The following is a 20,132-nucleotide window of genomic DNA, read 5'->3' on the forward strand; positions in this document are numbered from 1 at the left end:
CGACGCACGCCTGTGAAGGCCGGATCTTCATGTCGTTGAGCAAGCCATGTCAAAAAAGATCCATAGATTGCTCCATAGCGGCGAGGCCTCGGGCCAGCCTTCATCAGCACGAAGACACAGTTGCTCTCTCTCAAGCCAAGCTTCATTTCATCGAAACGGGAGAAGCCAACAGGCCTACGCTCGTTTTTCTTCATGGCTGGCCGTTAGACGCCTCATCTTGTTATGCCCTGATGAGCCGAGCCTCCGACAGTTGTCGCTGTATCGCCGTCGATTTGCCAGGTATTTGGAAATCAGCGTTTGAGGCCTCCAATTGAAGCAAGGCATTTCTAGCTGGGGTCATTCATGAATTCATTGAAACGCTCGGACTGAGCGACGTTGTTTTGATCGGCCACGATGTCGGCGGGATGATTGCCTATGCGTATCTGTGACAGTTTCCCCAATTGAGCGGGGCGGTGATCATGAACACGGTCATTCCCGGTCTGGCACCGTGGAATGCGGTTTTGGCGCCCCCCTATCTTTGGCACTTCGCCTTCAATGCCATTCCTGACCTGCCAGAAAGGCTGATCACGGGAAATATCGCGCCTTATTTCGATTACTTCTATGACTATGCGCAGCGGCCGGAAGCGATCACACTGGAAATGCGTTCGGAATATGTGCGCAGCTATGCCACTGAATCTGCGCTGCATCAGGGGGTTGAGCTCTACCGGGCATTCAGGCAGGATGCCTTGGATAACGCGGGATGGAACGCTCCGGTTATGACCCCAGTCTTATATGTGCGAGGTGCTTTCGAGGGGGGGGGATATGTCCGATTACAAAGCCGGATTGACCGGATCTGCGGTCGAGCTGCTAACCTGCACGACTATTGACGGTGCCGGACATTATCCGCTGCATGAGGCTCCAGAGGCGCTCTGGGAAGCAATCGCTATAGTTATAAAGCACAACGGTGCGCGCCCCCTCGTGACCACCACTTAGATAAGCAGTTTGGGCTCAAACCGGTCATGCGGTGGCGCGGCGATCCCAGCAGGAGGGTCGCGACACCATGTCGGCCCGTTGCGGCCGTTCCTACAAGGCCCCACGAGTGTCCGCTTTAGGCGCGGCAAGAATTCGCCGGATTTCTACTTTAGCCAGCCGCCAACCGCTAAATCAACGTCATGTGTCTTGCGGTAGTCATGGTTGTGCGTAATTTATTGTGCATCCATTTCATCACTGGCTCTTATTATGTCTGTATTTTTCTCGTAGGATGCCCGTATGGGGCGGCTTACCACTGTTCTTGGCTCGGATGTTCTGGTGCTGCAGCGGTTTGACGGGACCGACTATATCAACGCTCTGTTCGACTATCAGGTGGACTGTCTGGCCTCTTCGGCGGATGTCGATTTCGACGCGCTGATCGGGACGCATGCAAGTGTCGCGCTTGTCACCCGCGAGGGGAGTGACCAGTATTTCGACGGGATCGTGACCGAGGCCCGCTGGCTGGGCACCGGCGATAACGGGCACAAGTACCGCCTGCGCCTTTAGCCGTGGTTCTTCCTGGCCAGCCTGCGCCGCAACCAACGGATCTTCCATAATAAAACCGTGGTCGAGCTCCTGACCGAGCTTTTGGGAAACTACTCGGATGCGGGCAAGCTGACGGTTAATCTGGCGAACGACTACCCCGAGCTGGAATATACCGTGCAATACCGCGAATCCGACATGGCCTTTGCTACGCGGATGATGGATCGCCACGGCATCAGCTATCACTTCACCCATTCCGAGGGCGCGCATGAGATGGTTCTTAGCGATGCCGTCGAGGCCCATGCGACCATCGGCGCCGTGCCCTTCACGGTCGAGCGTTGCCTGAAGAAAGACTTGGTCGCCGGAGAGGGTTTTGCAGTCGATGCGAGCCTGATCTCGGCTGATGCCAACAAGATCCGGTCTATCGCAGCGGAAGACTGGAGCCCCGAGGCCGCACGCGAAGCCGGCAACAGGGCTGCACGGGAATATCTGGAGACACTGGATGACGCTGCTTTTGGCGCGGCATCGCCTGTCCAGCCCAAGTTCGTGGCCAAGTCCGATCCGGCAGCACAATGGACCCGCGCCGAGGAAAGTCGCCCCTATTTTGCCTATGCCACCAACTACCTGATCGACACCAAGAGCTCGGTGATCATGGACGTTGAGGGTGAAGCGGAACAGGAAACGATCCGGGGGATCGTTTCCCCGCTGAACCGGGCAATCCGCCAGGCCGAGGTCGGAGCTGCGCGCACGATGCTGGACAGGACCGAAAAACGCTTTGGCATCAAGTCGGACTGGCTGGCCGCCGACACCGCCTACGGCAATGCCGAGAACCTGGGCTGGCTGGTCGAGAAGCGTAGCATCATTCCCTTCATCCCGGTGATCGACAAGTCGGAGCGGACCGATGGCACTTTCTCCCGCTCGGACTTCCAGTGGGACGAGAAGAATGATCAGTATATCTGCCCTGAGGGCCATGCCCTCAAACAGTTCAGACGCAACTATTCCGATCCGAACCGGGGGCAGGATACTGGTGGGCGAAAGAAATACCGGTGCCTGAAGGCTATCTGCCAAACCTGCCCATCCAAGGAGATATGCTGCCCGAAAGCCGCTGCCCGGTATGTCACGCGTGCCCTCGCGCAATTCGTCGTAGGAAATGCCCTCAAATCCCGGCTGGTTCGCTAAGGCGGGATACCAAGAGGAACCGACCTTCACGGCGATCCAACTGACATCCTTATGCTTCGCCATTCCTGCGGTTTCGCCTTGGCAAACAAGGGCCGCGATCTGCGGGTCATTCAGGATTACCTGGGCCATCGAGACCCCCGGCACACAGCGCACTACACTCGGACGGCGGCGCGTGGCAACTCCGTGATTTGGTATCCGACCGCGGTGTAGGTCTCCCGTGTGATGGCACAGGTCGCTTCGGCTTCGGCGCGAGTCTGTTTGCGTTCGCTGTCTTGCGGGAAGATCTTATCCCAGAGCGGCGCCAGGAAGGCGCGACGGTTGTAGCGGGCTGACTTGGCTGCTGCGGCGACGTGGGGCGGCACGGGGAGGCCGCAGAGGGTCAGGTAGCCCAAGATATCAGGGATGCCGCGGTCGAAGATCACGGCGCCTGAGAGTGCCTGTGCGGCGCTGTAGGCGCGCAGGTCCTGCTCCAGCATTCGTTCGGCATTGGCAAGGCGATCGGCCCAGGGGAGGGCGTCTCCGCCGCGCTGCAATTCTTCGAGAATGATCGCGCGGCCGGATTCGGGGATTGTGTGGAGGCCGCGACGGGGAAGCTCGATGATCAGGCTAGTCTTGCCCGCACCGGGGCCGCCCGTCACGACGAAGAAACGGTCGCTCATGGGGCATCCTCGGGTTTGACTGGGGGAAAGGCTGCGAGGCGATCAACGCGCCGTAAGCGCTGATCAAGGCAGCATGGATTTTCGTAAGGAAAACAGCACTCGTCTGCGCGGTAGAGGCAAATCCTCTGACGATAAAGGCAGAACTATCTGGTACTTTTCAATTATATTTGGTGGAGCCTAGGGGGATCGAACCCCTGACCTCTTGCATGCCATGCAAGCGCTCTCCCAGCTGAGCTAAGGCCCCGTCAGCAAATTGCTTTGCTTGAGCATCTCTTAGGGGGGAATTCCGGTAGGAGCAAGAGAAAAAGATCGTCGATCTGCTTTTTAAATTGTACACAATGTACCACTGATTCTGCCTCTCGCAAAACTGCTCCCTGTAACTGAGAGTTTGCGTCAGTTCTGAAGGAGCAGATGTATGCAAACAATCCGCATCACCTAGGTGCGGAGGATATCTGGCGCGAACCGTAGCGCATTTGCGCGGCGCGCCTTGGCACTTTTCCATGTGACTGACGTGGAAGTCGCCCACGCATATGAGATACGGCGCTGTCCGTTCTTCTCTGATGAGCATCCTAAAGCTTGTGGTGGAAAACAATTCCCACTAAGTTCAAGGAACTTCCTCGCACAGTGTAGCCGATCTTCATATAATTCCGAATGAGATCATATATTTTTAGAATCGCGCGGAAAAACTCGATGCATTTTGAAGCAGTGTTAAGGCTATGGAACTTGAGCTTGTAGCGGTACTACCATTCATTACTTGCTCTCGTAACAGGTAGTATTTTATGAGTTTTTCGACATTTTCACTGTCTGTGAACTGAGATACATCGTCAGAACCAAAAACCTGCTGCGCTTTTTGTTTATAAACGGTCAACTGTTGATCAACATCGAGAGAAGCAACGCTTTCCGGTAAGCCCAAACCAGTCCGGACGACAGTTGCGAGAGCTTCATTGCCAATAATTGTGTACCATTTCGTATTCTCAGAGCCGTCTTCTGCGGCTAACTCTGGGAGTTCGCGCTGTACATTGAGAGCAAATCGATAAGTCTCATCACTATCGCCAACCGCCAACTCAAACTGGCGGTCCTCGTATTGCGTTAGGATTTCATCCGAGAAGCTACTCAGGGCTGTATTCGGAGGCGTAAAATCAAATCCGAATGCGCTTGCAAGGTCGGAATAGCGACTATCCGTTAGCTTGTTGGCAAAAGCATCCTCGCTAATTGTGCCTTCTTCGAGAACTTTCTTGATAAAGAACTTGTTCTGAATATCATCATCAAGACCGAAAGCGCCAAGAGCAACCTTCAATAGCTTGTAGTCAGACACCAATTCTTCTGCGGAAGAAATATTTCCGATGTTTTCTCGGAAATATTCTTCATCACTTTGAACCGTCGCAGAGGCAGTAAAAGCTGCCTTCTGCGTCTCCATTGTCCGCGTCAAGACTTTCCAGCCTGCATAACCGCTTAATGGGACAATGGGTTGATAGGTCATTGGCGCGCGGCGGCCAGAAGCCGCTCCTCCCTTGGAAGCAAGCTACGCAGCGCTTTAAGCGCTTGATAATGCTGCTCTTCAAGAACAGATTTCGTAGCGATTGCAAGTTGCGTACGACTGTCGTGATCCGTGAGGACCTGACTCAGTTGCTCAATACCCCGCAGAAGTTGCATTCTTGTTTCTTCCGGATTGTTATCTCCGGAAAGCACGAGCTGGGCAACATAGCACACACGCCGTACGGGCGTATTTGCCTCTTCGGGATGGATGGCATCGCGCAGGCGCAAAATGTTTGCATTGGGCGTCATAATGGCCAGACGAGACCGTCGGTCACCATTTTCGATTACGGCACCGTTGATGAGGACACGCTCTTTGGGAGCGAGTTTTAGAACCAAACCACTCACTTAGCGCCTCCAGTCGGTCGAAGGCCACGCATGATGGCAGTGTTTATTTCGATGAGAGGGGCAACCGACGCCTTGCGCGCCAGAACCTTCGAGCTATGCGCATCGGTGAATTTTTGGAGAAAAAGAATCCGTGCACGCAGCAGGTCAGGCAAACCATTTCCTGAGGTTGCAACATCTTCCGCAAGAATTTTCCAGAGCTTGCGGTTGCGATTAATAGCGTCAGCGAGATCCGGGAATTTTTCGAGCTCTTTGCCCAACACGCCGCGAAGACGGCTTGTTATGCGCGCGATGGCTTCGTATTCGATATCTCGGTCGGTACGAATAGCCTGATTTGGAGTGGAATAGGCCGTTTTGGCCTGAGCATAAGCGTTCACGAGAAGCCCTTCCTGTGGCTGCAAGTTTAAAACCCCGGCATTTTGCCAGGTGGTTGAGGGGCGCATATGCTGCGCCCCTCAGATGCTCATTAACGGAACAGCGACAGGAGCTGTTGAGGCGCCTGATTGGCAATCGACAGAGCTTGCGTGCCCAGCTGCTGCTGAACCTGCAGAGCCTGCAGACGCGCCGAGGTCTCTTCCATATCGGCGTCGACGAGCGAACCGATCCCCGAGGTCACCGAGTCAGACAGCTTCGAGATGAAGTCTTTCTGGTCGGTAATACGGGCAGACGATGCACCCAACTTAGCGGCTTCGGCCGTTGCGGTGTCGATCAGAGCTTCGATCGCGTCCAGAGAACCTTCTGCATTACTAGAAGTATCAACTTTGATATCCGCGAGTTTGTAGGTCGCTGCGCTAGTGCCCGTACCAACCGTTACACCCGTGGTCGTGAACTTGTCGGTGAAATCTGCCGAGGCCACAGTGATATTGGACGCAGTAACTGCACCGGTATTGTCGCGATCAAGCGATGACAGGACGGTGATACCGTTGGTAGCAGAAGTACCGGTAGTTACCGTCGAGCTGTCGAGCAGGTTCGCACCGTTGAACTGCGAAGCACCAATGATCGATTGGATCTGGCTCTTCAGTTCATCGACTTCGCTCGAGATCTTGTCATTATCGACATTCTCGCCGGTTGCCGAAACAACTTTCTCTTTGATCTCTTTGAGCTTTTCGACAATCTGCTCTGCCCCGGTGGAGGCAACAGCAACGGTCGATTCGCCAAGAGACAGGGAGTCTTCGATTGCGTTGTAGCCGGCAACATCCGACTCCATCACTTTCGAAATTGCCCAAACGGACGCGTTATCTTTTGCCGAGTTGATATCCTTACCGGTCGAGATGGCCGACTGGGTATCATTCAGCGAGGAGTTGATCGACTTCAGGGTTTGAAGTGCAACCATTGCGCCATTGTTGGTCAGAATGCTGGACATAGTTTTGGGTCCTCAGATATGTGCGCTTTTGCGCGAAGGTGTCTATAAACCGCCCGACATCTTGTCGGAGCGAGTGCACAGGTCCTTCTGACACATGCGTCCCGGTTCCCGGAGCGCGCCACCCATTCACTGGATGCAGGGGCATATTTGCACTATCTCCCCTAACGAAATGCTAAGGCCGGCACTGTGGCCGGCCCTAGATAGATTGCATTTGATTAAAATGGTTTACGCGCGCTTCTCTATAGATCCCTGCGTGCCAACAATCCTCTGCGGACGACCAGATTTATCGTAGCTTCCGAAACTATGCGCCGCTTTCTGGATCGCCGAGAGACGAATCTGCGCGGCCCGTATCCCTTTCAGTGCCGCCGACAGCAGGTGCTGATTCTGCCGCGACATCTCATGTGCACGCCGCAGTTTTTGCGCTGGAATATCTTTCACCTGTAGCAGGAGCGATTCTTTGCGCGCGGCGATATCCGCCATCGCATCAAATTCTGCCTTCCGGATTACGTCACGCTCGATTCGCAGAAGATCAATCAGCTCTTCAATCACGGCATCATCTTTCTCAGCCATTCTGGGCCCTCTTCAGCATTGCGTTGAAAATTGTTTCGGCAAGGCCGATTCCACCAGCCTTCGCCATCTCCTTGGCTTGTTCTTCCCGCAGGAAAGACGAGAATTGTTCTTCACCGACTCCCCCTGAAAATTCAGACTTATTTTCGCCCAGGCCGGTATATTTCAGCATTTCGGACAAAAAGCTCGCTTCCAGCGCCTGCGCCGTTTTGTGCATTTTCTCTTGTGTTTCAGCACTGACCACACGGGGCGTCTGGGAACTCCCTATAGAGAGGGGCAATCCTGTCTGTGTGACTTGCATGGGATTCTCCGCATCATTCGCATTCACCCCTTTTTGCCAGCTTGCGGTAAAGAAGCGGTAACCTCATTGAGGCAATATGCAGATCATCATAGGCAGAAGTCTTGAGGATCATGACCAGTTTTGACTCATTAGCAGCGCAGTTCCCCTTTGCAGCAAAGGGACAAGCAGCTGGCACCGATTCGGCCCAGGCCGCAAAGACAGAAGGCGGCTCCGAGTTTTTCGCAGAATTTTCAGCATATGCTCAAGGTGGCGCGGCTCCGGCAGAAGCCGCAGGGGCGCGTGCAAAAGATATGCCCACGCTAGCGCAAGGCAAAAGTCGAAGTGCGGATGGCACCGTGACTGCGGTCAGAGCCGATGTCCAGCCAATGTTGCGCGATGCCTCCGAGCCTTCTGCGCAAGTGCTGCCCGAACCAAAGACAGAGATTGCAGAACCGGCCTCTTCTGCTCTTCCCGCTCAGGCGGAAGATGCGGCAGATACGGACGCTTTGGAAGCCGCGCCGTCCGGTGACGTGATTGCCCCCGCGCCCGTTCTGCAAGTCCAACAGGCGGCACCTTCCAAGACATTTAATGCGGAAAATGACCCTGATCCAAAGGGGGCAGAGCCGCAGAAAGCCGCATCTCTGACCACGCAGAGCGATCTGGTCGCGTCCGAGCAAACGATGTCCATGCTGGGCTCAGTTTCAGGGGCGGACCAACAACCTGCCAATGCGTTTGGGGACGACGATAGGGCAGTCGCTCTGACACAGCCAGAGAGCGCTCCGCTCCAGAATATGTCCGTTCCCCATCACGAAAAGCAGGCGACGATTGCCGCGTCAGATAGCACTGATGTGCGCCAAGCTCCTGCGCAGAGTGCGAATGATCCAGCCTCTGGGGGGGGCGCGCGACTTTCGGACGTTAAAGCCGCGTCCGAGACCGTGCCCTTCGCTGCTATGCAAGGAGAGGATATGCAGGAAGCATCTCGAACCGCAGCCGCGTTCCCACGACACGCGACCGAGGCTTCGCATATCTCGCAATCTGCAGCCCCTTTGTCTGTTACGTCGAGCCCGGCCCAGGCTACGTCGCAACTCGCTACGGCTCAAAAACCGCAGGACGGCAGCGTCGCCCTTCCCGATGGGATGACCCTTTTGGAGGTACCGGAACGTATCGAGCTTGCGCAGGTGCCCTCGACAGGAACAGACCAGGCAGCACCCGAGGGGGAGGTGAAGATCCAATCCGGTGCTCCGATGCGGACAGCCGGCCCCGCTACCGCGCCACAGGTCTCGTTAGAGGCTGCGCAAGCGACGGGCGATTCGCAGGCGGTACGCGATACCGATGCTCGCACGGCAGATCTGACGCCGCAGGCACAGGCCAGCACAGCCGCCGTTACGCAGCCGTCGCTTGCCATGCAAACCGCGGCTCACGTGCAGATGGGGGCCGAAAAATATGTTACGGCCCGTAAGGAGATCCGCGAGCAAATCCATGCCGACAGTGTGCAGACACCAATGACGACCGGCGCGCCGGCAACCGTCAAACCTGAAACCGCCTTCGCGGTCACCAGCGCCTCGGCCGCCACGACCGCGCCACCGGCAAGTCTGCAAAATGCAGCGGCAGAGATGCAGGTGATCTCGCCAGAGGGGGCTGAGGCGACGGAAGACGAGCAACTGCGCTTCACCCTGTCCGCCACCAGTACGACCCATCTGACGTCGGGTCCCGCAACCGCACAACCTGCATTACAGCAAGCTACGGCGCACAACATTTCGCAGCAACTTACCCGCGCATTGAGCAATAGCTCGGACGATTCGGTCGAGCTCACTCTTGCGCCTGAAGAGCTGGGGAAAGTACGCATGGTCCTGCATCATAGCGATCAGGGCATGTCCGTCATGATCTATGCAGACCGGCCCGAGACCCTCGATCTGATGCGACGCAATGCCGATATGCTCAGCCGCGACCTGCGGGAGCTTGGCTATACCGATGTAAATCTGAATTTTACCGATCAGGGGCAGGGTGGGAAAAACTCCCAAGAACTTGCCGAGCAAGTCGACCGTATCCGTGCTGAACGCGGGACACAGACAGCGTTCACGATGGGACCTGTTTCAAACGATCTTAATCCCTCACGCACCTCCGGCTCGTTGCTGGGGGGGCTGGATCTCAGAATGTGACAGAGGATTTTTCATGACAACCGTAACAAGCGCGACGTCCTCGACAACGTCGACAAGCAGTTCGACCACGGCGAGCGCGGATACATTTGCAAGCACGGACTATCAGACATTTCTTGAAATGCTCACGGTCCAGATGCAGAACCAAGATCCGCTTAACCCGATGGACAGTACAGATTATGCTGTGCAACTCGCCACCTTCTCGGGGGTAGAGCAGCAGGTTCAGACCAATCAGTTGCTGGAAACGATTGCCGGTTCGATCGGACAGATGGGCATTTCCGAACTGGCCAATTGGGTGGGTATGGACGGCAAGACGGAAGAGCCTGTCTATTATTACGGCAACTCGGTGGTTGTCGAAACCGATCCGGCAAGCGGTGCGGATTCTGCGGTGCTGACGGTGAAAGACAGCTATGGAAACACCGTCTATAGCGGTGCCGTCGATATCACCAATGACTTTGTAGAATGGGACGGCACGCAATCGGATGGCACAACGGCCGCATATGGCAATTATAGCTTCCAACTGAAAAGCTATTCCGGCAGCGATCTGATCGCGACCGAAACGGCTCCGGCTTACGGGCGGATTGTCGAGGCCCGCGTCACCGATAGCGGCACGGAACTGGTTATGGCCTCTGGCGCAACGGTTTCCAGTTCCGATATCACCGGCCTCCGGACGCCATCCAGCTGATCAGGTAATCAAGCCTATTGCCACCCCCCCGACAAAGACCGCCGCAACTATCCCTGCCCAAATGGCGGGGTGCAGCGGTTTATCGGCGGGGGCGGCATCCTGAGGTTCGGAATGCCGTTCGATCGAGGCTTTCAACATGTCGGGGAAGCGCGAGCTGTAGCGCGTAATGACTTTTGCGGCCCGTTGTACATCCTGCAACGCAGCCTTGGGGCCAAGGTTTTCGCGGATATAGGTCTCGACTGCAGGCTTGGCCGCCTGCCACATATTCAGCGACGGGTTGAGCGAGCGTGCCACCCCTTCCGCAACCACCATAGACCTCTGGAGCAAGATCAGCTCCGTCCGCGTCGGCATCCCGAAACGTTCTGTTACTTCAAATAGATAGGCCAGAAGTCGCGCCATAGAAATATGGCTCGCATCCATCCCGAAAATCGGCTCGCCCACCGCACGGAGTGCCAGTGCGAATTCGTTCACATCGCGATCTGCGGGTACGTATCCCGCTTCAAAATGTACCTCTGCCACACGACGGTAGTCGCGCTGGATAAACCCGATCAGGATCTCGGCATAGACACGGCGGGTATATTCATCGATCTGCCCCATGATCCCGAAATCATAGGCGACGATATCACCGTTTGGCGCAACTTTCAGGTTGCCCTGATGCATATCGCCGTGGAAATACCCGTCGCGCAACGCGTGGCTTAGGAAAAGCTGCAAGATCCGTTCCGACAGACCCACCAGATCATGCCCTGCCGCCTTGATCGCTTCGGGGTCGCCCATCGGCACGCCTTCGGCCCAATCCAGCACCATCACACGACGGCTCGACATATCCCAAATGGGCTTGGGCACCGAAAAGCCTGCATCACCCGCCGTATTGGCGGTAAATTGCGACGCACGCGCGGCTTCCATACGCAGATCCAGCTCGCCCATCACGGTGCGTTCGAAATGCTTCACCACATCCGTCGGACGCAAACGGCGCGACGCGCGCGAAAAACGTTCGATGAACTTTGCCACAAAATGAAACGCATCCAGATCACGGCGGAAAGCTTTTTCGATTCCGGGACGCAGGACTTTGACCGCCACTTTCTCGCCATTACGCAGCAACGTTGCCTGATGGACCTGCGCAATCGACGCGGCTGCTACCGGCTCGGAAAATTCTGCAAACATCTCGGAAATCGGGCGCTCGAACTCTTCCTCGATTGTCCGCTTTGCCAGCGCGGTCGAAAACGGCGGCAGACGGTCTTGCAACACACGCAGTTGGGCGGCCATTTCCGGCCCGACAACGTCGGCGCGTGTCGAAAGGATCTGGCCGAACTTGATATATGCGGGTCCAAGCGCCGTGATCGCCCGCGTGACCGGGGGGAGGTTTGGATCCCCTTTATAACCAAGCCACGCAAAAGGAGCCGAAATCGCATAGGCCGCTGCCCGCAGACGTGGCGGCGCATCCATCGCCTCCAGCACGGTATGCATGGCGCGCGAGCGGATAAAGGTCGCACCCGTACGGATCAGGCGCCAGATATTGATCGGCCCCCGCATCTCAGATCTTCCAGCCCGAATGCAGCGCCGCAATGCCCATAGTCAGGTTGCGATAGCTGGCCTGTTCGAAGCCCGCCTTGCGGATCATCGACAGGAAGGTGTCCTGATCGGGGAATTTGCGGATCGATTCGACCAGATATTGATAGCTGTCGCGGTCATTGGCCACGATCTGCCCCATGACCGGAATGATGTTGAAGGAATAGAGATCATAGACCTTCTGCATCAGGTCATTGGGGATCTGGCTGAATTCCAGCACCATCAGGCGACCGCCGGGTTTGAGGACGCGATAGGCTTCGTTCAGTGCCTCCTGAACGCGGGTCACATTGCGGATGCCAAAGGAAATCGTGTAGACATCAAAGGCGTTATCCTCGAAGGGCAGGGCCATCGCATCACCCACGATCCAGTCCAGACGCTCGGCCATATCCTCGGCCTCGGCGCGTTTCTGGCCCTCGATCAGCATCGATTCGGTCATATCGCAGACGGTTGCCGTGGCCCCCGGCGCGCGGCCAAGGAAACGGAAAGCCACATCGCCGGTGCCGCCCGCCACATCCAACAGCTTCTGACCCGGGCGCGGCGCAAGCCAGTCCATCATCGCATCCTTCCAGATACGGTGGATGCCCATGCTCATCAGGTCGTTCATGATATCGTATTTCGACGCCACGCGCGAAAATACGCCATGCACCATTCCGGCCTTCTGGCTTTCATCCACGGTCTGAAAGCCGAAATGGGTCGTTTTGCTTTGCTCTGCGGTCATCTGTCCCGTGGCCCCTTGAGGTTCGTCTGATCTATCCCTTCTTATAGGGGCGGTTTCAGAAGTGACAATGCGCGAGGGGGATCACAATGCCCGAACTTCCCGAAGTAGAGACTGTCCGACGCGGACTTCTGCCTGCAATGGAAGGCCGCATAATTGAAAAAGCCGAGGTGAATCGTCCGGATCTGCGCTGGCCGCTGCCCGAGAATATGGCCGCGCGGCTGACCGGCGCACGGGTGCTGCGGTTGCGTCGGCGGTCGAAATATATCCTTGCCGATCTGGACCGTGGCGAGACGCTGCTGATCCATCTCGGCATGTCGGGGCGAATGCTGGTCTCGGGCGTGGCTTTGGGTGACTTTGTCATCGACCACCCGACGCCCCAGAAACACGACCATATCGTCTTCCATATGGAGGGCGGCGGGCGCGTCACCTTCAACGATGCACGGCGCTTCGGGGCGATGGATCTGTTTCCGACCGAGGCCGAGGACAGCTATTGGTTGCTGGAAAAACTGGGGCCGGAGCCCTTCAGCAACCAGCTGAGCGAGGATTACCTGACGACCAAGCTGCGCGGACGGGCCAGCCCGATCAAGACGCTCTTGCTGGATCAGGCGATTGTTGCGGGGCTTGGCAATATCTATGTCTGCGAGGTTCTGTTCCGCGCAGGCATAGATCCGCGCCGTCAGGGGCGCCAGATTGCCGAGAAGCGGCTGCGGCCTCTTGTCGCAATCATCCGCGAGGTTCTGGCAGAGGCGATCGACGCGGGCGGCTCATCGCTGCGCGACCACCGGCAGGCGGATGGGGAGCTTGGATATTTCCAACACCGGTTCAAGGTTTATGGCCGCGAGGGGCAGCCCTGCCGCAGTTGCGGGCAGCCTGTGCTCCGTATCGTGCAATCGGGGCGATCCAGCTTTTATTGTGCGCATTGCCAGCGCTGAACCCATCACGGGCGTGAGAGTTGACTTGATATATGGGCCGGTTTTGTTAGGACTTCGATCTGATGAAAAGGAAAGGCGCTGCCACATGGCCTACCAGACGCTGATCGTCGAGATCGAAGATAATGTTGCCCTCGTCCGGCTGAACCGACCGGAGGCGCTGAATGCGCTGAACTCCGTTCTGCTGGGGGAGCTGGGCGACGCGCTGTCGAGCCTTGACGCGAATGACAAGGTCCGCGCCATTGTCATCACCGGCTCCGAGAAGGCCTTTGCCGCCGGTGCCGATATCAAAGAGATGTCCGAGAAGGGCTTCGTCGGCATGTTCAAGGCCGATTTCTTCGGCGATACGACCGAGGATTTCCTGCGCACCCGCAAGCCGGTGATTGCGGCCGTGTCCGGCTATGCCTTGGGCGGCGGCTGCGAATTGGCCATGATGTGCGACTTCATTATCTGCGCCGATAACGCGAAATTCGGTCAGCCCGAGATCAATCTCGGCATTTGCGCCGGTATCGGCGGCACCCAGCGTCTGACCCGTTTCGTCGGCAAATCCAAAGCGATGGACATGCATCTGACGGGGCGCTTCATGGATGCCGAAGAAGCCGAGCGTTCAGGGCTGGTCAGCCGCGTGGTGCCTGCCGCCAAACTGGTTTCCGAAGCGATGGCCGCCGCAGCCAAGATCGCCGAAAAATCCCAGATTTCCGCAATGGTTGTCAAAGAGGCAGTCAACCGCTCTTACGAAACCACGCTGCGTGAAGGGCTTCTGTTCGAAAAACGCATGTTCCACGCGCTCTTTGCAACGGAAGACCAGAAAGAGGGCATGGCGGCCTTCCTTGAAAAGCGCGAGCCGCAATTCCGCGACAAATAAGAGCGGCCATTCGTTCCTGAAGCCGGGCCTCTGGGTCCGGCTTTGCATTTGGGGCTTCCCAAGCGGACAGAATTGCCTTATAGGCAGCCTTCACATGCGCGTGGAGCCCGCTTAGGCTAGAATCGACCGGTTCACTGGTGTGCCCGGGTTTTGTCGTGCAACAGATATTGTAACAAACCCGAAAGTGGAAACACACATGGCAAATACGCTCCAGTCCAAAAAGCGCGCACGTCAGAACGAGCGTCGCAACGACATCAACAAAGCCCGTCGTTCGCGCATCCGTACCTTCATCCGTAAAGTCGAGGAAGCTATTGCTTCGGGCGACTACGCAGCGGCTCAGGAAGCTCTGAAAGTGGCGCAACCGGAACTGATGCGTGGCGTTGTCAAAGGCGTGGTTCACAAGAACACCGCCTCGCGTAAAGTGTCCCGTCTGGCGGCACGCGTGAAGGCCCTGAACGCCTAAGCGATTCCCTTTTCAAGACAAGATAAAAAGGCGCCATTTCTGGCGCCTTTTTTGTTTTTCATAATGTTTTCAAGGTCATGATATGTCCGAAATGCAACATGACATCTTTGTGGCAGATTCGATTCACGCAATCAGGAGTCAAGCGTGAAGTTCTGTTGCGACTCGTTAGCGGGGCGGGGTAGTTTCACTGAGCGATCAACGTCGCCTCGGGGGACTGACGCATCTTAACCTAGCCGGACCGGACAATAACGTCTGCCACGACAAGGATAACAACCGGACGATACAGGCTGGAAAGATGCGATTCCGATGCTGGAGGACTGCCACCTCCCACATTTCGACTCTGTCGAAGTCTGCTTTAGCGGGCCGGGTAGCTTTGTCCTAAGTGCAGAAAATGCACCACGCGCCAAAATGTGTTTGGCGTGTTGGGTCGTATTTTCCGAGAGAGGTTGGTCTAATGGTGTGATAAAAATGGGCAAGAATGATGACCGAAGATACTTGGGGGCGGGTCTGTGATGAACTCCAGAAAAGCGTTGGGAAGAACAACTTCCTCACCTGGATTGCACCGCTGAAGGTCATTGAAGTCGAAGACGGCATCGCCGCCTTTGAAGCACCGACGAAATTCATGCGTGACTGGGTCCAGCGGAACTTTTCCGAAGCGATCCAGAACGAGCTGCGCAAATTCGGGATCATTGTCGAACGTATCGATCTGCGCGTGTCCACGGCACCGATGATCCGTCCGGCCAATTCCGCCAATCCTGTTGCGCAGGCCACCACTGTCAGCAATTCGCCCCGTATTGCCTCGATCAAGCCGCGTCTTGCCCAGACGCAGGACGATGATCTTCCCGGTGCACCGCTGGATCAGCGCTTTACCTTCGACACATTCGTGGTCGGCAAGCCGAACGAGCTGGCCCATGCCGCGGCCCGTCGTGTGGCCGAAGGCGGCGTGGTGACCTTCAACCCGCTGTTCCTTTACGGTGGCGTCGGTCTTGGTAAGACGCACCTGATGCATGCCATCGCCCACGAGCTCCAGACCAAGCGCCCCGATCTGCGCGTGCTCTATCTCTCGGCCGAGCAATTCATGTATCGTTTCGTGCAGGCCCTGCGCGAGCGTCAGATCATGGATTTCAAGGAGATGTTCCGCTCGGTCGATGTGCTGATGGTGGATGACGTGCAATTCATCGCGGGCAAGGATTCGACCCAGGAAGAATTCTTCCACACGTTCAACGCGCTGGTCGATCAGGGCAAGCAGATTGTGATTTCCGCCGACCGCGCGCCGGGCGAGATCAAGGAACTGGAAGAGCGGATCAAATCGCGCCTGCAATGCGGCCTTGTGGTGGACCTGCACCCGACCGATTACGAACTCCGCCTTGGTATCCTGCAGACCAAGACCGAAAACTACCGCCTGCAATATCCGGGCCTGATGATTGCCGATGGCGTGCTGGAATTCCTCGCGCATCGCATCTCGACCAACGTGCGCGTGCTGGAAGGCGCACTGACCCGTCTTTTCGCCTTCGCCTCGCTGGTGGGCCGCGAGATCACGCTCGATCTGGCTCAGGAATGTCTGACCGATATCCTGCGCACCTCGGACCGCAAGGTCACCATCGAAGAGATCCAGCGCAAAGTGGCCGAACATTATAACGTCCGCTTGGCCGATATGATCGGGCCGAAGCGCGTGCGCACCATCGCGCGTCCGCGTCAGGTGGCGATGTATCTGTCCAAGCAGCTGACCACCCGCTCGCTGCCCGATATCGGGCGTCGGTTCGGTGGCCGTGATCACACGACCATCATGCATGGTATCCGCAAGATCGAAGAGCTGAAGGGCGATGACCGCCAGCTGGCGGAGGATATCGATCTTCTGCGCCGTCTTCTGGAAAACTAAGCAAAATCTGCGGGAAAACGGGCGGGTCTCTTGACCTGTCGGGCTTTGCGAGTGATTGTCGCAAAAAATCTTGTGTCCGGTGTCTTAGATGGTAACGTCACGGTCCGGACAGCCGTGAGGGATTGAAATGAAGATCAGCATCGAACGCGCAGAGCTGTTGAAAGCCGTCGCGCAAGCGCAATCGGTTGTCGAGCGCCGTAACACGATCCCGATTCTGGCCAATGTGCTGATCGAGGCCGAGGGAAGCACGATCTCTTTCCGTGCGACCGATCTCGATATCGAGGTGGTTGACCGTGCTCCCGCGCAGGTCGAAAAGGCGGGTGCTACGACCGTTTCTGCCGTGATGCTGCATGAAATCGTGCGCAAACTTCCCGATGGGGCGCTGGTGACCTTGATGGATGATCCGGCGTCTGGGCGTCTGGTGATCGAGGCGGGCCGGTCGAGTTTCACGCTGGCGACGCTGCCGCGCGAGGATTTCCCCGTGATGGCCAGCTCGGATTACACTGCGAATTTCACCGCCAAGGCGGGCGAGCTGAAGCGCCTGTTCGAGAAGTCGCGTTTCGCGATCTCCACCGAAGAGACCCGCTATTATCTGAACGGCGTCTATCTGCATGTGGCCACCGCCGAAGAAGGCCAGATGCTGCGCGCGGTCGCGACCGATGGTCACCGTCTGGCCCGCATCGATGCGCCGCTTCCTGCGGGTGCCGAGGGCATGCCGGGGGTGATCGTGCCGCGTAAGACCGTGGGCGAGCTGCGCAAATTGCTGGATGATGAAGAGACCCCGATCGAGGTGTCTGTCTCGGAAACCAAGGTGCGTTTCGCCACGCCGCGCATCACGCTGACCTCCAAGGTCATCGATGGCACCTTCCCCGATTACACGCGCGTCATCCCGATGGGCAATACCCGCCGTCTGGAAGTGGATGCGAGCGAATTCGCCAAGGCGGTGGACCGTGTGGCGACTGTGTCGTCGGAACGTTCGCGTGCGGTGAAGCTGACGCTGGATGCCGATAAGCTGGTGCTGTCGGTCAATGCGCCCGATGCCGGTGCCGCCGAGGAAGAGCTGGTCGTGGCCTATGCCGACGAGCGTCTGGAAATCGGGTTCAACGCGAAATACCTGCTGGAAATCGCCAATCAGGTCGACCGCGAGAATGCCGTCTTCCTGTTCAATTCCTCGGGCGACCCGACCCTGATGCGCGAAGGTGGCGATACATCGGCGGTCTATGTCGTCATGCCGATGCGTGTGTAAGATCCGCGTTTTTCAAGAATTCCCGCGATGCTATCGGACCTGAGCCTCTATCAGTTCCGGTCGCATCGTCGTGCCGTTCTGACCCCTGATACACGCCCTGTCGCGATTTTCGGGGCCAATGGGGCGGGCAAGACCAATATTCTCGAGGCCATTTCCCTGCTGTCTCCGGGCCGCGGGCTGCGCCGTGCGCAGGCCCCTGACCTGATGCGCCGCGCAGAGGCTGTCGGCTGGAAGATCACCGCGCAGCTTTCCGGTCACGATATCCTGACAGAAGCCGCCCCCGCCCAGCCGCGTCAGGTGCGGGTGGATGGGAAACTTGTGCCGCAGACGGCCTTGGGGCGGCTGGTGCGTATCCAGTGGCTGGTGCCCGCGATGGACCGTCTGTGGATCGAGGCCCCCGAAGGACGGCGTCGTTTTCTGGACCGGATCACCCTGTCGTTCTTTCCCGATCATGCGGAAGCCAGTCTGGCCTATGAAAAGGCCATGCGCGAACGCAATCGTCTGTTGAAAGACGGGGCAGGGGATGCCCATTGGTATCAGGTGCTTGAGGCCCGTATGGCCGAGGCCGCAGCCGATATCCGTGGCGCGCGGACCGCCGCGCTGGCTCGTATCGCGCAGGCCCAGGACGCGGCGCAAACGGCCTTTCCTGCCGCCGATCTGTCGATTACTGGCGATGATGTCGGGGATCTTCCGGCTTACTGGGCCGAAACCCGCCGCCGCGATATGGCGGCCGGACGCACGCTGGAAGGCCCGCATCGCGCCGATCTTCAGGCGATCTATAGCGCCAAATCCATGCCCGCCGATCAGGTCTCGACGGGCGAGCAGAAGGCGCTTTTGCTGTCTTTGGTGCTGGCCAATGCCCGTGCCATCGACGGGGCACCGGCCATCGTTTTGCTGGATGAGGTCTCGGCCCATCTGGACCCCGCCCGCCGTGCTGCGCTTTACGATGAAATCTGCGCGCTGAAGGCGCAGGTGTTCATGACGGGCACCGAGCGCGCGTTGTTTGACGCTTTGGGCCCGCGTGGGCAGTATTTGCAGGTCTTGGAGGATGCCGCGACCTCGATTCTGGAGGAAGTGTCATGACCTACCCCCTGCAGCGCGTCACGCTGATCACCTTGGGCGTGGCAGACCTTGCCGCGTCCTGCGCCTTTTACGCACGTCTTGGCTGGGTGCCTGCCGCGCAGCAGGAGGGCGTGGCCTTCTATCAGATGCATGGTCAGGGGCTTGTACTCTTCGGGCGCGATGATCTGGCCAAGGATCAGGGCCGCGAGGGCGCCTCCTTGGGCACGGGCGCGGTCACTTTGGCCCAGAATTTCGACACAGAGGCGGATGTGGATGCGGCCTTCGCCGCCGCTTTGGCCGCAGGTGCGACCGCCCTCAAACACCCCGAAAAGGTCTTCTGGGGCGGCTATTCCGGCTATTGGGCCGACCCCGATGGCCATGTCTGGGAAATCGCGATGAACCCCTTCTGGCCGCTTGAGGCCGATGGCAGCCTGAGACTGCCTGCATGAGCATCACCCTGCAACAGGCCCTGTTCTATTCGGGGGCGCTTCTTGTCGTCTTCCTGACGCCCGGCCCCGTCTGGCTGGCCATGCTGGCGCGCACGGTTTCGGGCGGGTTTGCCGCCGCATGGCCGCTGGCGCTGGGTGTGGCGTTGGGCGACGCCTTCTGGTCGATCCTTGCCCTTGTCGGCATGAGTTGGGTGGTGGGCCATGTCACCGGCTTTCTCGACATCCTGCGCTGGGTGGCGGTGGGGATGTTTGGCGTTATGGGCTGCCTGATGATCCGCCATGCCAAGGCAGGCATCTCGAAAAACAGCACTCTCACCCGACCCGGTCGCTGGGCGGGCTTCCTTGTGGGGATCGTCGCCATTCTGGGCAACCCGAAAGCGATCCTGTTCTATATGGGCGTCGTGCCGGGCTTTTTTACGCTTGATGCGCTGACGGCGCTGGATGTGGCCACCATCGCGCTGTTATCGGCCCTTGTTCCCATGATCGGCAATCTGATCCTCGCGGCCTGTGTCGGGCAGGTGCGCAGGCTGCTTTCGAGCCCTCGGGCAATGGCCCGCCTGAACCGCATTGCCGGCAGCCTGATGATTGTCGTCGCCATCGTGATCGCCTTTCTCTGAAGCCCCTGCATCCCCCGTAAGAAAGCCCCGAAACTTGAGGCTAAGGCGTGACATTGTGGCCCGAAACTTCTATAAATCAT

At 57.7% G+C, this 20,132-nt stretch carries 21 protein-coding genes, 1 tRNA gene and 2 pseudogenes; 14 read left to right on the forward strand and 10 right to left on the reverse strand.

Going from position 1 to position 20,132, the window contains the following annotated elements:
* Positions 1 to 332: 332 nt before the first annotated feature.
* From RPE78_RS06970 to RPE78_RS06985, 4 genes and pseudogenes are all read left to right on the forward strand, one after another.
* Positions 333 to 428, forward strand: a pseudogene (locus tag RPE78_RS06970) (alpha/beta fold hydrolase); the annotation flags it as partial.
* A gap of 30 nt (positions 429 to 458) precedes the next feature.
* Entirely contained in the window at positions 459 to 866 is a 408-nt protein-coding gene (locus RPE78_RS06975; RefSeq protein WP_406720148.1) for a hypothetical protein, read from the forward strand.
* Between the two features lie 382 nt (positions 867 to 1,248).
* Positions 1,249 to 2,670, forward strand: a pseudogene (locus tag RPE78_RS06980) (contractile injection system protein, VgrG/Pvc8 family).
* A gap of 51 nt (positions 2,671 to 2,721) precedes the next feature.
* Positions 2,722 to 2,880, forward strand: a complete 159-nt coding sequence (locus RPE78_RS06985) for a tyrosine-type recombinase/integrase (protein ID WP_406720149.1) — start codon at positions 2,722 to 2,724, stop codon at positions 2,878 to 2,880.
* On the opposite strand, the gene RPE78_RS06990 is transcribed toward RPE78_RS06985, so the two are convergent.
* From RPE78_RS06990 to RPE78_RS07025, 8 genes are all read right to left on the reverse strand, one after another.
* Positions 2,823 to 3,329 (reverse strand): AAA family ATPase, encoded by a 507-nt coding sequence (locus RPE78_RS06990; RefSeq protein ID WP_406720150.1) that lies wholly within the window; start codon positions 3,327 to 3,329, stop codon positions 2,823 to 2,825. The genes RPE78_RS06985 and RPE78_RS06990 overlap by 58 nt on opposite strands.
* A 168-nt stretch (positions 3,330 to 3,497) precedes the next feature.
* Positions 3,498 to 3,573, reverse strand: a tRNA-Ala gene (locus tag RPE78_RS06995).
* A 423-nt stretch (positions 3,574 to 3,996) separates the two neighbouring features.
* Positions 3,997 to 4,809 (reverse strand): DUF1217 domain-containing protein, encoded by an 813-nt coding sequence (locus RPE78_RS07000; protein ID WP_339108781.1) that lies wholly within the window; start codon positions 4,807 to 4,809, stop codon positions 3,997 to 3,999.
* On the reverse strand, positions 4,806 to 5,210 hold the full coding sequence (gene flbT, locus RPE78_RS07005; protein ID WP_339108782.1) for a flagellar biosynthesis repressor FlbT: 405 nt from the start codon (positions 5,208 to 5,210) through the stop codon (positions 4,806 to 4,808). Before flbT ends, RPE78_RS07000 begins: the two co-directional genes overlap by 4 nt.
* Positions 5,207 to 5,650 (reverse strand): flagellar biosynthesis regulator FlaF, encoded by a 444-nt coding sequence (gene flaF, locus RPE78_RS07010; RefSeq protein ID WP_406720151.1) that lies wholly within the window; start codon positions 5,648 to 5,650, stop codon positions 5,207 to 5,209. The genes flbT and flaF overlap by 4 nt, the downstream gene beginning before the upstream one ends.
* Positions 5,651 to 5,673: 23 nt before the next feature.
* Positions 5,674 to 6,570, reverse strand: a complete 897-nt coding sequence (locus RPE78_RS07015; RefSeq protein ID WP_406720152.1) for a flagellin — start codon at positions 6,568 to 6,570, stop codon at positions 5,674 to 5,676.
* Between the two features lie 225 nt (positions 6,571 to 6,795).
* Entirely contained in the window at positions 6,796 to 7,140 is a 345-nt protein-coding gene (locus RPE78_RS07020; RefSeq protein ID WP_406720153.1) for a hypothetical protein, read from the reverse strand.
* On the reverse strand, positions 7,133 to 7,438 hold the full coding sequence (locus tag RPE78_RS07025; RefSeq protein WP_406720154.1) for a rod-binding protein: 306 nt from the start codon (positions 7,436 to 7,438) through the stop codon (positions 7,133 to 7,135). Before RPE78_RS07025 ends, RPE78_RS07020 begins: the two co-directional genes overlap by 8 nt.
* 110 nt (positions 7,439 to 7,548) lie before the next feature.
* On the opposite strand from RPE78_RS07025, the gene RPE78_RS07030 reads away from it, so the two are divergent.
* Both RPE78_RS07030 and RPE78_RS07035 read left to right on the forward strand, forming a co-directional pair.
* Positions 7,549 to 9,576 carry a flagellar hook-length control protein FliK gene (locus RPE78_RS07030; protein WP_406720155.1) on the forward strand — a complete coding sequence of 676 codons (2,028 nt, stop codon included), beginning with the start codon at positions 7,549 to 7,551 and terminating at the stop codon, positions 9,574 to 9,576.
* Positions 9,577 to 9,589: 13 nt separating this feature from the next.
* Positions 9,590 to 10,258 carry a flagellar hook capping FlgD N-terminal domain-containing protein gene (locus RPE78_RS07035; protein WP_339108788.1) on the forward strand — a complete coding sequence of 223 codons (669 nt, stop codon included), beginning with the start codon at positions 9,590 to 9,592 and terminating at the stop codon, positions 10,256 to 10,258.
* On the opposite strand, the gene ubiB is transcribed toward RPE78_RS07035, so the two are convergent.
* Positions 10,259 to 11,788, reverse strand: a complete 1,530-nt coding sequence (gene ubiB / locus RPE78_RS07040) for a 2-polyprenylphenol 6-hydroxylase (protein WP_406720156.1) — start codon at positions 11,786 to 11,788, stop codon at positions 10,259 to 10,261.
* A 1-nt stretch (position 11,789) separates the two neighbouring features.
* On the reverse strand, positions 11,790 to 12,542 hold the full coding sequence (ubiE, locus tag RPE78_RS07045) for a bifunctional demethylmenaquinone methyltransferase/2-methoxy-6-polyprenyl-1,4-benzoquinol methylase UbiE (protein ID WP_339108790.1): 753 nt from the start codon (positions 12,540 to 12,542) through the stop codon (positions 11,790 to 11,792).
* A gap of 86 nt (positions 12,543 to 12,628) precedes the next feature.
* Between ubiE and mutM the strand changes: the two genes are divergently transcribed.
* The 8 genes from mutM to RPE78_RS07085 all read left to right on the forward strand — a co-directional run bounded on the left by mutM (position 12,629) and on the right by RPE78_RS07085 (position 20,052).
* Positions 12,629 to 13,474: a bifunctional DNA-formamidopyrimidine glycosylase/DNA-(apurinic or apyrimidinic site) lyase gene (gene mutM, locus RPE78_RS07050; protein ID WP_339108791.1), complete on the forward strand. Its 846-nt coding sequence runs from the start codon at positions 12,629 to 12,631 to the stop codon at positions 13,472 to 13,474.
* Positions 13,475 to 13,559: 85 nt separating this feature from the next.
* Positions 13,560 to 14,336 (forward strand): enoyl-CoA hydratase, encoded by a 777-nt coding sequence (locus RPE78_RS07055; RefSeq protein WP_339108792.1) that lies wholly within the window; start codon positions 13,560 to 13,562, stop codon positions 14,334 to 14,336.
* A 196-nt stretch (positions 14,337 to 14,532) separates the two neighbouring features.
* The gene (gene rpsT / locus RPE78_RS07060) at positions 14,533 to 14,799 is read left to right on the forward strand and encodes a 30S ribosomal protein S20 (protein WP_339108793.1); all 267 of its coding nucleotides are present in this window, start codon (positions 14,533 to 14,535) and stop codon (positions 14,797 to 14,799) included.
* Positions 14,800 to 15,280: 481 nt separating this feature from the next.
* Positions 15,281 to 16,678, forward strand: coding sequence for a chromosomal replication initiator protein DnaA (gene dnaA, locus RPE78_RS07065; protein ID WP_339109460.1), 1,398 nt, complete (start codon positions 15,281 to 15,283; stop codon positions 16,676 to 16,678).
* 127 nt (positions 16,679 to 16,805) lie between these two features.
* Complete coding sequence (gene dnaN / locus RPE78_RS07070; protein ID WP_339108794.1) at positions 16,806 to 17,924, forward strand: DNA polymerase III subunit beta; 1,119 nt, start codon at positions 16,806 to 16,808, stop codon at positions 17,922 to 17,924.
* A gap of 27 nt (positions 17,925 to 17,951) precedes the next feature.
* A complete protein-coding gene (gene recF / locus RPE78_RS07075) occupies positions 17,952 to 19,007 on the forward strand; it encodes a DNA replication/repair protein RecF (RefSeq protein ID WP_406720157.1) in 1,056 nt (351 codons plus the stop codon).
* The gene (locus RPE78_RS07080) at positions 19,004 to 19,435 is read left to right on the forward strand and encodes a VOC family protein (protein WP_406720158.1); all 432 of its coding nucleotides are present in this window, start codon (positions 19,004 to 19,006) and stop codon (positions 19,433 to 19,435) included. The genes recF and RPE78_RS07080 overlap by 4 nt, the downstream gene beginning before the upstream one ends.
* On the forward strand, positions 19,432 to 20,052 hold the full coding sequence (locus RPE78_RS07085) for a LysE family translocator (protein ID WP_406720159.1): 621 nt from the start codon (positions 19,432 to 19,434) through the stop codon (positions 20,050 to 20,052). Before RPE78_RS07080 ends, RPE78_RS07085 begins: the two co-directional genes overlap by 4 nt.
* The last annotated feature ends 80 nt before the right edge of the window (positions 20,053 to 20,132 follow it).

This window comes from Thioclava litoralis (assembly GCF_045278885.1).
GTDB classification, from domain to species: Bacteria; Pseudomonadota; Alphaproteobacteria; order Rhodobacterales; family Rhodobacteraceae; genus Thioclava; species Thioclava litoralis.